This window comes from Streptomyces sp. NPDC059832 (assembly GCF_042731715.1).
In the GTDB taxonomy this organism is placed as follows: Bacteria; Actinomycetota; Actinomycetes; order Streptomycetales; family Streptomycetaceae; genus Streptomyces.
The window spans coordinates 345,830-359,840 of the sequence record NZ_JBHWIY010000009.1 but is presented as its reverse complement, the minus strand read 5'-3'; the positions used below and the strand labels follow the sequence as shown (position 1 = coordinate 359,840).

The window sequence follows — 14,011 nt, the reverse complement described above, 5'->3', positions numbered from 1 at the left end:
CGCCGATGGTACTGCAGGGGGGACCCTGTGGGAGAGTAGGACGCCGCCGAACTCCTTTTACGGGAAAGCCCCGTGCCCTTGTGGCACGGGGCTTTTCTGCGTTTACGGCCGGCTGCCCGGTGGAGTTGTACGGCCGGGGCGGGCCTTGTCGGGGCAGACCCCGCGTCGTGGTGGGTAGGACGGTGCGGGGTCCCGTGAGGGCCCGTCAGAGTCTTCTGTGGTCAGTGGTTTTGAGCATCCCTGAGTTCGGGGTATGCTTTACCTCGTTGCCACAGCGCAGCAGGCCCCAATAGCTCAGTCGGTAGAGCGTCTCCATGGTAAGGAGAAGGTCTGCGGTTCGATTCCGCATTGGGGCTCAGAAGAACAGGAAAGGCCCCCGCCAGTCGGCGGGGGCCTTTCCTGTTTGTCGGTGCTGCGGTATTAGGCGATGGTGGGTTCAGGCACACGCATGGCGAGGATGGCCATGTCGTCCGAGGCCGGCTCGGCGGCAAAGCGCTCCACCGCCCGCAGGATGCGAGCCGCCACCGCACCCGCCGTGAGGCCGGTGCAGGTCGCCAGGACGTCCGCCAGACCGTCGTCGCCCAGCATGCGGGTGCCCTCCCGGCGTTCGGTGACGCCATCGGTGACGCACAGCAGGACATCGCCGGGGGCGAGGGTGACCGTCTGCTCGTACAGATCGAGTTCCTCGATGACGCCCAGCAGGGGCTGAGGCTCGGCCGCTGCCTCCACCGAACCGTCCTGACGCAGACGCAGCGGCAGCGGGTGCCCTGCGCAGACCACCTTCAGAAGGGCGCTGCCGTCCTCCTGGGGCCACAGCTCGCCGTACAGGAGGGTCAGGAAGCGACTGCGGGCGCCCTCGTCCAGGATGGCGGCGTTGAGGCGCTCCAGGACGGCGGGGCCGCCGAAGCCCTCGCGGGCGAGGAGGCGCAGGGCGTGGCGGGCGAGGCCCGTGACGGCCGCGGCCTCCGGGCCCGTACCGCATACGTCGCCGATGGCGAAGCCGTAGGCGCCGTCGCGGATCGGGAAGACGTCGTAGAAGTCGCCGCCGACCTCGTTGCCCTCGCCGGCCGCGCGGTAGATGACCTCGATCTCGACATTGGGGACCTCGGGCAGCCCCGGCGGCAGCAGACTGCGCTGCAGGGACTGGCTGATCGCCATGCGTTCCGAATAGAGGCGGGCGTTGTCGAGGGCGAGTGCGGCGCGGCGGGAGAGGTCCTCGGCCAGTTCCAGGATCTCCTGGCGGAAATGGTCGTCCGAGGGCTTGCCGAGCGTCAGCATGCCGATGACGCGGTTGCGGGCCACGAGTGGCAGGACCACCGTCTCCCCGCCGACGGCGGCCGCGGTGGCGAGCGTCGTCCGGATGCCGGAGCCGAGCCTGCCCGGTTCGCCGAGCCTGCCGTCCTCCCCGAGGCCGAGGCTGCGCATCGAACTGCGCAGGGCCGCCTGGTGGGCGGCCTCGGACGGGGCGGCCCAGACGCGGGCGCCGGGGGTCGGCACGGGGTCCGGCGGTGCGATCTTGGAGAGCAGGGCCTTGAGGCCATCGATGCGCTCCTCGTCCTCGTGCAGGACGTAGGAGAGATACGGCTCGGACGACTGGTCGGCGATCGTGTACACGGCGCACCAGGTGGCCAGGGTCGGGACCGTCATCTGGGCCATCAGCGCCAGGGTCTGGTCCCGGTCGAGGGTGCCGGCCAGCAGGTCGGAAGCCTCGACGAGGAAGGAGAGGGAACCGCGGCGGAGGCGTTCCAGTTCACCCAGGCGGGCCGACTCGACCGCCAGCGCGATCCGGTCCGCGGCGAACTGCAGGCGCAGGGCCTCCTCGTTCGAGTAGCGGCCGGCTGCTTCGGCGGCGACGCCCAGGGAGCCTGTGAGCCGCCCTTCGACCTTCAGCGGGACGGTGACGACGGAGCGCATCCCGGTGCCGCCGAGCAGCGGGACGGCGCCCGGAACGTTGTCGAGGTCTTCGTGGACGGCGGGCATCCGGGCGGATCCGTATCGTCCGGTACCGGCTTCCACCGGGACGCGGGCGAAACGCTGGCGGGCGGAGGGCAGACCTGTGGTGGCCCGAACCTCCAGTTCCGTTTCGTCGTCCGTCGCCAGCAGCAGAAAGGCCGCATCGGCGTCGAGCATGTCGCGGGCCCGCTCGACCGTGCGCTGGAGCAGGCCGTCGAGGTCGTCGGGGGCGGGGGAGCCGATGAAGATCTCGAACGGGTCGGTCTTGCCGCTCTCGGCGTTCGTGTCGGACACCGGTGTGCGGGCCGGTGACTGGAGTACGGCGCGTTCGTAGTCGCGGACGAGCAGACAGACGGTCGAGGGCTCGCCGTGGGTGTCGCGGACCCTCAGGTGCGAGGCGTAGACGGGGATGATCCGGCCGTCGGCGCCCCGGATTCCGTAACTCCCCTCCCAGCGCGAGAGCTGGAGGGCGTCGACGATGCCCGTGTTGGTGCCGGGAGTCTGGGGCCAGGCGGTGAAGTCGGTGAGCTGCTTCCCGGTGACCTGATCCGCGGTATGGCCGAAAAGGAACGAGGAGTCCTCGTTCCAGGCCGCGATGGAGCCGGCGCTGTCGATCTGGACGACCGCCACCCGGACGCGTTCGTCGGCGACGGGGAGCAGTCCCACGGGCAGCAGCGGGCCCGCCGAACGGATGCCCACCGGGCGTTCGGGAAGATCGAGCTGGAACCAGACGTGTTTGCGGGTGGGCGAGTACTCCACGCCCCACCGGGTGGCGAGTGCCGCGCAGAGCAGCAACCCGCGGCCGTTCTCGCGGTCCGGGCTGCCGAAGTCCGGGCCCGTGCTCTGGAGCGGGATCTCGCGCTCCGGATAGTGGTCGGAGACCTCGATCCGGACGCCGTCCTCCGTACGCAGGCACAGCACGTCCGCGGCGGTGCCCGCGTGGACCACGGCATTGGTCACCAGCTCGCTGGTGAGGACGACCGCGTCGTCGACGACGTCCGTGTAGCCCCACCCCTGGAGGGTGTCGCGGACAAAGGCGCGGGCGGTCGCGACGGAGCGCCCGACCGGGTCGAAGGTGGCGGCCGCGCGCGCGGTGATCACAGCACTCCCCATATGGTGTCTCGTCGCTTCCCCGAGTCCTGTGCCCGTTTCTCGCCGCTTCGATTCGCCTGCCAGGCTAGACGCTCGGTCTCGGTGCCGGATACACGAGGGGCGACTTCGGGCAGGAGCGACCAGGAACAGACTCGTGAACGGACAAGTGTGGGCTCCTCAACAGCGGGATGTGGGACAACCCTTGGAGGTTGCACCCCGGCTGCGTCGGGCCTGGTACGTTTCAACGATTTGACGTCCCCATGGTCACCCGTCGACGGTGGGCTGTGGCGGTGAGCCAAAGAAGAACTGGGCAAGCTCCCAGACAAGGCCCGAGCGATACGGTCAACCCCTGCGGGAGGGACACGGTGGAGTCTGGCGTGGCGGCGCGGGGATCAGACACGCGCACAAAAGGCGGACAGTCCGTGAAGAAACAGCGCAATGGAACCATCGACGTCGACGCGGCGGCGCTCAACAGACTGCTGGCGGGCCTGGTGGCGATGCGCGACGGGAATTTCCGCAGGCGTCTGACCGTCTCGGGCGACGGCGTGATGGCGGAGATCGCGGCAGTCTTCAACGAGGTCGCCGACCGTAATCTGCATCTCACCGGTGAGCTGGCCCGGGTGCGGCGGGTGGTCGGACGCGAGGGGAAGCTCACCGAGCGGCTGGAGACGGGCGCGTGCGAGGGCTCCTGGGCCGCCGCGATCGACGCCTCGAACGAGCTGGTCGACGATCTGGCACGCCCGGTCTCGGAGGTCGGGCGGGTGCTGTCGGCGGTGGCCGACGGTGATCTCGAACAGCGGATGGAACTGCGGTCGCACACGTCCGACGAGACGGTACGGCCGCTGCGCGGCGAGTTCCTGAAGGTCGCCCGTACGGTCAACAGCCTCGTTGACCAGCTGTCCGCGTTCACCGAGCAGGTGACGCGGGTCGCGGTCGAGGTGGGTACCGAGGGCAAGCTGGGCGGTCAGGCCCAGGTGCGCGGGATGTCCGGGTCGTGGAAGGACCTCACGGACTCCGTGAACACCATGGCGTACCGGCTGACCGCGCAGGTGCGCGACATCGCCCTGGTGACGACGGCGGTCGCCAAGGGGGATCTGTCGCGGAAGGTCACCGTCCATGTGGCCGGCGAGATGCTCCAGCTGAAGAACACCGTCAACACGATGGTCGACCAGCTGTCGTCGTTCTCCTCCGAGGTGACCCGGGTCGCCCGTGAGGTGGGTACGGAGGGCGAGCTCGGCGGGCAGGCGACCGTGCCGGGTGTGGCCGGGGTGTGGAAGGACCTCACCGACTCCGTCAACACGATGGCCGGGAACCTCACGTCCCAGGTGCGCGGGATCGCCGAGGTGACCACGGCCGTCGCCAATGGCGACCTGTCCCAGAAGGTCACGGTGAGCGCCCGCGGCGAGGTCGCGCAGCTGGCCGAGACGATCAACCAGATGACCGACACGCTGCGGCTCTTCGCGGACGAGGTGACCCGGGTGGCCAGCGAGGTCGGTGGCGAGGGTCTGCTAGGCGGCCAGGCGAAGGTGCCGGGTGCGGCGGGGACCTGGAAGGACCTCACCGACTCGGTGAACACGGTCTTCAGGAACCTGACGACCCAGGTGCGGGACATCGCGCAGGTGACCACTGCGGTGGCCAACGGTGACATGACGCAGAAGGTCACCGTGGACGTGGCCGGAGAGATGCTGGAGCTGAAGAACACCGTCAACACGATGGTGGACCAGCTCCAGGCCTTCGGTTCGGAAGTGACCCGGGTGGCCCGGGAGGTCGGCGTCGAGGGCCGGCTCGGCGGTCAGGCCGAGGTGCCGGGTGCGGCGGGGACCTGGAAGGACCTCACCGACTCGGTGAACGCGGCGTTCCGCAACCTCACGGGGCAGGTGCGCGACATCGCGCAGGTGACGACCGCGGTGGCCAACGGCGACCTGTCGCAGAAGGTCACCGTGGATGTCGCGGGCGAGATGCTGGAGCTGAAGAACACCGTCAACACGATGGTGGCTCAGCTCTCGAACTTCGCCGACCAGGTGACGCGGATGGCGCGTGACGTGGGTACCGAGGGCCGCCTCGGTGGCCAGGCCCGGGTGGACGGCGTCTCCGGCACCTGGAAGGAGCTCACCGACTCCGTCAACTTCATGGCCGGGAACCTGACTTCGCAGGTGCGCCAGATCGCCCAGGTGACCACGGCGGTGGCGCGCGGTGACCTGTCGCAGAAGATCGACGTGGACGCGCGTGGCGAGATCCTGGAGCTGAAGAACACCATCAACACGATGGTCGACCAGCTCTCCGCCTTCGCGGAGCAGGTGACCCGGGTCGCCCGGGAGGTCGGCACCGACGGGCGGCTCGGCGGGCAGGCACAGGTGCCCGGTGTGGCCGGGGTGTGGCGTGATCTGACCGATTCGGTGAACGGCATGGCGGGCAACCTCACCGCCCAGGTCCGTAACATCGCGCAGGTCGCCACGGCGGTGGCGCGCGGTGACCTGTCGCAGAAGATCGACGTGGACGCGCGCGGGGAGATCCTGGAGCTGAAGAACACCATCAACACGATGGTCGACCAGCTCTCGAACTTCGCCGAGCAGGTGACCAGGGTCGCCCGTGAGGTGGGTACGGAGGGCATCCTCGGCGGCCAGGCCGAGGTGCAGGGGGTGTCCGGTACGTGGAAGGACCTCACCCAGTCCGTCAACGGTATGGCGAACAACCTGACCATGCAGGTCCGCAACATCGCCGAGGTCACCACCGCGGTGGCCAACGGCGACCTCTCCAAGAAGATCACCGTCGATGCCAGGGGCGAGATCCTCGAACTGGTCACGACCGTCAACACGATGGTCGACCAGCTGCTCAACTTCGCCGACGAGGTGACGCGGGTCGCCCGTGAGGTGGGCACCGAGGGCATCCTCGGCGGTCAGGCCCGGGTGCCGGGTGCGACGGGCATCTGGAAGGACCTCAGCGACAACGTCAACCTGATGGCCAACAACCTGACGAGTCAGGTGCGGAACATCTCCCGGGTCTCCTCGGCGGTCGCCAACGGCGATCTGCGCAAGAAGGTCACCGTCGAGGCGCGCGGCGAGGTCGCCGAGCTCGCGGACACCGTCAACACGATGGTGACGACGCTGTCCTCGTTCGCCGACGAGGTGACGCGCGTCGCCCGCGAGGTGGGCACGGAAGGCGAGCTGGGCGGCCAGGCGCGGGTGCCCGGGGTTTCCGGTACGTGGAAGGACCTCACCGAGTCGGTGAACTCGATGGCGTCCAATCTGACCGGTCAGGTGCGGCAGATCGCCGCGGTCACCACCGCCATCGCCAAGGGCGACCTCACCAAGAAGATCGACATCGACGCGCGTGGTGAGATCCAGCAGCTGAAGAACACGATCAACACGATGGTCGACCAGCTGTCCTCCTTCGCCGAGCAGGTGACCCGGGTGGCCCGCGAGGTGGGCACGGAGGGGCAGCTGGGCGGCCAGGCCCGGGTCCGGGACGTCGACGGCACCTGGCGCGACCTCACCGAGTCGGTGAACGAGATGGCCGGAAACCTCACCCGTCAGGTGCGGGCCATCGCGGCCGTCGCCACCGCGGTGACCCGCGGCGATCTCAACCTGAAGATCGACGTGGACTCGGCCGGCGAGATCCAGGCCCTGCAGGACAACATCAACACCATGATCGCCAACCTGCGCGACACCACGGCGACCAACAAGGAACAGGACTGGCTCAAGGGCAACCTCGCCCGGATCTCCGGTCTGATGCAGGGGCGTCGCGATCTGGACGACGTGGCCTCGCTGATCATGAGCGAGCTGACTCCGGTCGTATCCGCGCAGCACGGTGCGTTCTTCCTGGCCATGCCGACCGGCGACACCGGCGCGGTGGGCCAGGACAGCGACAAGGACGGTTCGTACGAACTCTGCATGAGGGGCAGTTACGGATACTCGGCGGGCTCGATGCCGACGTCCTTCCGGCCGGGCGAGACGCTCATCGGCACGGCCGCCGAGGAGAAGCGGACCATTCAGGTGGACAACGTTCCGCCGGGGTATCTGAAGATCTCCTCCGGGCTCGGGGAGGCACCGCCCGCGCATGTGATCGTGCTGCCGGTGCTTTTCGAGGGGAAGGTGCTCGGTGTGATCGAGCTGGCGTCGTTCCAGCCGTTCACCCACATCCAGCGGGACTTCCTCAACCAGCTCGCCGAAATGATCGCGACGAGCGTCAACACCATCAGCGTCAACACGAAGACCGAGAAGCTCCTGGAACAGTCGCAGGAGCTGGCCGAGCAATTGCGGGACCGTTCGCAGGAGTTGGAGAACCGGCAGAAGGCGCTCCAGGCCTCCAACGCCGAACTGGAGGAGAAGGCCGAACTGCTGGCCCAGCAGAACCGCGACATCGAGGTCAAGAACACCGAGATCGAAGAGGCCCGGCAGGTCCTGGAGGAGCGCGCCGAACAGCTCGCGGTCTCGATGCGTTACAAGTCCGAGTTTCTGGCGAACATGTCGCACGAGTTGCGTACGCCGCTCAACTCGCTGCTCATTCTGGCCAAGTTGCTCGCGGACAATGCCGAGGGCAATCTCTCGCCGAAGCAGGTGGAGTTCGCCGAGACGATCCACGGGGCCGGTTCCGATCTGCTCCAGCTGATCAACGACATTCTCGATCTGACGAAGGTCGAGGCGGGCAAGATGGACGTCAGCCCGACCCGGATCGCGTTGGTCCAGCTGGTGGACTACGTGGAGGCGACTTTCCGCCCGCTCACCGCGGAGAAGGGACTCGATTTCTCCGTACGGGTCTCGCCGGAATTGCCCGCGACACTGCACACGGACGAGCAGCGGCTGTTGCAGGTGCTGCGCAATCTCCTCTCCAACGCGGTGAAGTTCACCGACAGCGGGGCAGTCGAGCTGGTGATCCGGCACGCCAACGAGGATGTCCCGAATGCCATCCGTGAGCAGCTCCTGGAGGCCGGCTCACTGCGTGACGCGGACGCCGACCTGATCGCGTTCTCGGTCACCGACACCGGGATCGGGATCGCCTCCAGCAAGATGCTGGTGATCTTCGAGGCGTTCAAGCAGGCGGACGGTACGACCAGTCGCAAGTACGGCGGCACGGGGCTCGGGCTGTCCATCAGCCGGGAGATCGCCCGGCTGCTGGGCGGCGAGATCCACGCGGCCAGCGAGCCGGGCCGAGGCTCGACGTTCACGCTGTATCTGCCGTTGCACCCGAGCGAGTTGCCGCCGCAGGGTTACCCGCAGATCGGCCCCGGGCCCATCGAGGCGCATGGCGCCGCGGTCGAGGAAGGGCTGCTGCCAGAGGTTGGTCCGGGTGCCGACCCGGCGGCCACGGCACCGGGTGCGGCCGGTGCGGCCGGCCTGATGCGGCGGCGCCGCAAGAGCCTGGAGAGCGCGGAGCGGCGGCCCGCGCTGCCGCCCCGGAGTACCGCTCCAGCGGCTCCGCAGGAGCCGTGGACGCTCGCCGGGCAGGAGGAGCCGACGGTCCGCAGGACGTTCCGGTTCCGTGGCGAGAAGGTGCTCATCGTCGATGACGACATCCGTAACGTCTTCGCGCTCACCAGCGTGCTGGAGCAGCACGGTCTCTCGGTGCTGTACGCGGAGAACGGGCGCGTGGGCATCGAAGTCCTGGAACAGCACGACGATGTGACGGTCGTACTGATGGACATCATGATGCCGGAGATGGACGGCTATGCCACGACGACGGCGATCCGCAGGATGCCGCAGTTCGCCGGGCTGCCGATCGTCGCGTTGACCGCGAAGGCGATGAAGGGTGACCGGGAGAAGGCGATCGAATCCGGCGCTTCCGACTATGTCACCAAGCCTGTCGACCCTGATCATCTTCTTTCCGTAATGGAGCAGTGGATGCGCGGAGAGTGATCATTAACTGAGCGAATCGCTATGAGTTGCTGATCGACTGTGCCCGCAGGGGTGTGAGAAGGCGCTGTACGGGGAACCTTCTGGTCCCCCACCGCGTTTCTGCTGTGTGCACAGTGACATCGCGGTGACAGGGTGTGGCGACGGGCGGGGTGCGGCTACCATGACCGGCACAAGGACGGACGGCGTAAGGGAGTCGTCCCCTGGGGCGGCGCCCGGTGCAATTCCGGGGCGAGGAGGACGGGCCATGGTGCAGAAGGCCAAGATCCTCCTGGTCGATGACCGGCCGGAGAATCTGCTGGCGCTGGAGGCCATCCTCTCTGCGCTCGATCAGACACTGGTACGGGCATCGTCAGGGGAGGAAGCGCTCAAAGCGCTGCTCACGGACGACTTTGCGGTCATTCTGCTGGACGTCCAGATGCCGGGCATGGACGGTTTCGAAACCGCCGCGCACATCAAGCGGCGGGAACGGACCCGGGACATCCCGATCATCTTCCTCACCGCGATCAATCATGGTCCGCATCACACCTTCAGGGGTTATGCGGCGGGCGCGGTGGACTACATCTCGAAGCCGTTCGACCCGTGGGTGCTGCGGGCCAAGGTCTCGGTCTTCGTCGAGCTGTACATGAAGAACTGCAAGCTGCGCGAGCAGGCGGCGCTGTTGCGGCTCCAGCTCGACGGCGACGGCGGCGGCGCGGACCACGAGAACGAGCCGGCGGGGCTGCTGGCCGAGCTCTCGGCGCGGCTCGCAGCCGTCGAGGAGCAGGCCGAGGCGCTCTCCAAGCAGCTCGACGACGAGTCGGCGGACGCCGCGGCGGTGGCCACCGCCGCCCATCTGGAGCGCAAGCTCACCGGGCTGCGCCGGGCGCTCGACGCCCTGGAGCCCGGCACCGGAAGCGGCACGGCCGCCCTGCCCTCGTAACGCCGCAGTCGCGACTCCGCAGCGCGGGGAGGGGCCGGGTTCGCGGCGGTCCGGCGGTGCGACTTCCGGCCGCGGGCGGGCGGTTGTCCTGAGCGCCGGCCCAACTGCCCCTTCCGCTCCGGCGCTCGACGGCTCGGGAGCAGGGCGTTCGGCGGTGAGGTCGCGTCAGTTTGCGGCCCCTGTACAGCGACACGGTCGGGTGAAGCGGCAGTCGCACGTGTTCACGGCCGTCGACACCGGTAACCTCGGCACCATGGCCTCACGTACGTCCGGCAAGGGTTCCCAGGGCACGGCGGGCACCGCGAAGCGCGTCGGCCGTACCGCGGGGCCGGCCAAGAAAGCCGCGCCCGCGAAGAAGACCGCCGCCAAGAAGACCGCGCCCGCGAAGAAGGCCCCCGCCAAGAAGGCGGCGGCGAAGAAGGCGGCCCCGCCCAGACCCGCCCCGTCGCCCACCAGCGGTGTGTACCGCCTGGCGCGCGCCGTCTGGCTCGGCACGGCCCACGCCGTCGGAGCGATGTTCCGCGGCATAGGGCGTGGTGCCAAGGGGCTCGACCCCGCACATCGCAAGGACGGCGTCGCGCTGCTGCTGCTCGGGCTCGCGCTGGTCGTCGCCGCGGGCACCTGGTCGAATCTGCGCGGACCCGTCGGCGACCTGGTGGAGATGCTCGTCACCGGGGCCTTCGGCCGGCTCGATCTGCTCGTACCGATACTGCTCGGCGCCATCGCCGTACGGCTGATCCGCTACCCGGAGAAGCCCGAGGCCAACGGCCGCATCGTCATCGGGCTCTCCGCCCTCGTTGTCGGGGTGCTCGGGCAGGTCCACATCGCGTGCGGATCGCCCGGCCGGGAGGACGGCACCACGGCGATGCAGAACGCGGGCGGGCTCATCGGCTGGGCGGCCTCCAAGCCGCTGATCTACACGATGGGCGAGGTCCTCGCCGTACCGCTGCTGTTGCTGCTCACCGTCTTCGGGCTGCTGGTCGTCACCGCCACCCCGGTGAACGCCATCCCGCAACGGCTGCGGCTGCTCGGCACCAAGCTGGGCCTTCTCCACCCGGAGTACGACCCCGAGGCGGACGAGGAGAACGACGACGAGCGCTACGACGAGCAGTGGCGCGAGCAGCTTCCCGCCGGCTCCCGTCGCTCCCCGGCACGCCGTTCCGAAGCGCCCGCCGAGTACGACCCCGAGCAGGCCGAGGCCGATGCGCTCTCCAAGCGCCGCCGGCCGCGCAGGCCCTCCGTGCAGCCCGCGATGAACCGCACCATGGACGCGGTGGACGTGGCGGCCGCCGCGGCCGCAGCTCTCGACGGGGCCGTGCTCAACGGCATGCCGCCCTCGCCGGTCGTCGCCGACCTCACCCAGGGCGTCTCCGCCGAGCGCGAGCATCCGGGCACGCCGGTCCCCGGCGCCCGGGACGGCGAAGCCTCCTCCGGAGGAGGGAAGCAGCCGGCACCCTCGGGCGGCGTACCCGATCTGACGAAGCCCGTGCCCGACTCGCAGTCCCAGCCGCTGCCGGCCCGCGCCGAACAGCTCCAGCTCTCCGGCGACATCACCTACTCGCTGCCCTCGCTCGACCTGCTGGAGCGCGGTGGCCCCGGCAAGACCCGCAGCGCCGCCAACGACGCGATCGTCGCCGCGCTGACGAACGTCTTCACCGAATTCAAGGTCGACGCCGCCGTCACCGGCTTCACCCGCGGACCGACGGTCACACGGTACGAGGTCGAGCTCGGCCCCGCGGTGAAGGTCGAGCGGATCACCGCGCTCGCCAAGAACATCGCCTACGCCGTCGCCAGTCCCGATGTCCGGATCATCTCCCCGATCCCGGGCAAGTCCGCCGTCGGCATCGAGATCCCCAACACCGACCGCGAGATGGTCAACCTCGGCGACGTGCTGCGCCTCGCGGACGCCGCCGAGGACGACCACCCGATGCTGGTCGCGCTCGGCAAGGACGTCGAGGGCGGCTATGTGATGGCCAACCTGGCGAAGATGCCGCACGTGCTGGTGGCCGGTGCGACCGGTTCCGGCAAGTCGTCGTGCATCAACTGCCTGATCACCTCGGTCATGGTGCGGGCGACCCCGGACGACGTCCGGATGGTGCTGGTCGACCCGAAGCGCGTCGAGCTGACCGCGTACGAGGGCATCCCGCACCTGATCACGCCGATCATCACCAACCCGAAGCGCGCCGCCGAGGCACTCCAGTGGGTCGTACGGGAGATGGACCTGCGGTACGACGACCTCGCCGCGTTCGGGTACCGGCACATCGACGACTTCAACCAGGCCGTCCGCAACGGCAAGGTCAAGCCGCCGGAGGGCAGCGAGCGCGAGCTCTCGCCCTACCCGTATCTGCTGGTGATCGTCGACGAGCTCGCCGACCTGATGATGGTCGCGCCGCGCGATGTGGAGGACGCCATCGTCCGGATCACCCAGCTGGCCCGTGCCGCCGGTATTCACCTGGTGCTCGCGACCCAGCGGCCCTCGGTCGATGTCGTCACCGGTCTGATCAAGGCGAACGTGCCCTCCCGGCTCGCCTTCGCGACCTCTTCGCTGGCCGACAGCCGGGTCATCCTCGACCAGCCCGGCGCCGAGAAGCTCATCGGAAAGGGTGACGGTCTGTTCCTGCCGATGGGGGCGAACAAGCCCACCCGTATGCAGGGCGCCTTCGTCACCGAGGACGAGGTCGCGGCCGTCGTCCAGCACTGCAAGGATCAGATGGCGCCGGTCTTCCGCGAGGACGTGGTGGTCGGCACCGCCAAGAAGAAGGAGATCGACGAGGACATCGGCGACGACCTGGATCTGCTCTGCCAGGCCGCCGAACTGGTCGTCTCCACCCAGTTCGGGTCCACCTCGATGCTTCAGCGCAAGCTCCGGGTCGGCTTCGCCAAGGCCGGCCGGCTGATGGACCTGATGGAGTCGAGGAACATCGTCGGGCCCAGCGAGGGATCCAAGGCCCGCGACGTCATGGTGAAACCCGAAGAGTTGGACGGGGTGTTGGCACTGATCCGCGGGGAATCCGCTCCGTAGGTGAAGTACGGGCAACCGTTTGGCCGGGTCGTACGTCAACTTGGAGGGAGGGGCGGCAGAATTGTCCTTCCCGGGACGGTCCGGGGAATCGGACGGTGTTCGAGTCCGATGGAGGACAAAGTCCTTCCTCCCGGTTGCCCCACCCTTTCGTACCCCCCCTAGACTGAACACCCAGCAGGTGGCTCACGCTCGAAAGGCGCCCCCGTGTCCATCGGCAACTCCCCCGAAGACGACCGGCCTTCGATCGGTCGAGTGCTCCAGCAGGCTCGCATCGCCGCAGGTCTCACGGTCGAAGAGATCAGTTCGTCCACCCGGGTGCGCATCCCTATCGTGCACGCGATCGAAGAGGACGACTTCTCCCGCTGCGGCGGCGACGTGTACGCGCGCGGCCATATCCGTACGTTGGCGCGTGCCGTCGGGCTCGATCCGGAACGGCTGGTTTCGCAGTACGACGCGGAGCACGGCGGCCGTCCCGCGCCCACGCCCGCGGCACCGCTGTTCGAGGCCGAGAGAATCCGTTCCGAACCCCGTCGGCCCAACTGGACGGCGGCCATGGTCGCGGCGATCGTCGCCGTCGTCGGTTTCGTCGGCTTCACCTTCGTCAAGGGCGGCGACGACACCCCCACGGCCACCCAGCTCGCGGAGGGCTCGGCACCCAACACGAAGAGCCCCAAGCCGAAGCCCGTCAAGCCCGTCGATCCCAAGCCGGCGCCCTCCGACAGTGCCATCGCCGCGGCACCCAGGGACAAGGTGACGGTGCGGCTCAACGCCAACCAGGGCAAGAGCTGGATCTCCGCCAAGGACCACAACGGTCGACTGCTCTTCGACGGTCTGCTGCTGCAGGGCCAGACCAAGACCTTCCAGGACCAGGAGCGGGTCGACCTCGTCCTCGGGGACGCCGGCTCGATCGAGCTCTTCGTGAACGGCAAGAAGGTCGAGGACAAGTTCCAGCCCGGACAGGTCGAGCGGCTCTCGTACACGAAGGGCGACCCGGCGGTCGGCTGATCCGTACACGCACCGTCTCCCCAGGCGGCATCGACGACATGGCGAGGGGGCGGGAAACCCCCCCGGGGGTCGCCCCCCTTTTTCCTCCTTTTTCCAGTGGGAACCCCCTCTGGCAAGAGAGGGGCGGGGAAAAAGAAGCCTTCGCCCCCGCCCCCACCCCCCACCCCC

Annotated in this window: 5 protein-coding genes and 1 tRNA gene; 5 read left to right on the top strand and 1 reads right to left on the bottom strand. The window is 68.7% G+C overall.

All coding sequences use genetic code 11. The features are described from left to right. The first annotated feature begins 283 nt into the window (after positions 1–283). Positions 284–356: transfer RNA gene (locus ACFV8T_RS19030), tRNA-Thr, on the top strand. A gap of 64 nt (positions 357–420) precedes the next feature. On the opposite strand, the gene ACFV8T_RS19025 is transcribed toward ACFV8T_RS19030, so the two are convergent. Continuing rightward, on the bottom strand, positions 421–3,054 hold the full coding sequence (locus ACFV8T_RS19025) for a SpoIIE family protein phosphatase (RefSeq protein ID WP_385328785.1): 2,634 nt from the start codon (positions 3,052–3,054) through the stop codon (positions 421–423). A 413-nt stretch (positions 3,055–3,467) separates the two neighbouring features. On the opposite strand from ACFV8T_RS19025, the gene ACFV8T_RS19020 reads away from it, so the two are divergent. The 4 genes from ACFV8T_RS19020 to ACFV8T_RS19005 all read left to right on the top strand — a co-directional run bounded on the left by ACFV8T_RS19020 (position 3,468) and on the right by ACFV8T_RS19005 (position 13,843). After that, positions 3,468–8,897, top strand: coding sequence for a HAMP domain-containing protein (locus ACFV8T_RS19020; protein WP_385328783.1), 5,430 nt, complete (start codon positions 3,468–3,470; stop codon positions 8,895–8,897). Positions 8,898–9,141: 244 nt separating this feature from the next. Continuing rightward, a complete protein-coding gene (locus tag ACFV8T_RS19015) occupies positions 9,142–9,816 on the top strand; it encodes a two-component system response regulator (protein WP_266427541.1) in 675 nt (224 codons plus the stop codon). A 253-nt stretch (positions 9,817–10,069) separates the two neighbouring features. After that, complete coding sequence (locus ACFV8T_RS19010; RefSeq protein ID WP_385328781.1) at positions 10,070–12,838, top strand: DNA translocase FtsK; 2,769 nt, start codon at positions 10,070–10,072, stop codon at positions 12,836–12,838. A gap of 204 nt (positions 12,839–13,042) precedes the next feature. Further along, the gene (locus tag ACFV8T_RS19005) at positions 13,043–13,843 is read left to right on the top strand and encodes a helix-turn-helix domain-containing protein (protein ID WP_385328779.1); all 801 of its coding nucleotides are present in this window, start codon (positions 13,043–13,045) and stop codon (positions 13,841–13,843) included. The last annotated feature ends 168 nt before the right edge of the window (positions 13,844–14,011 follow it).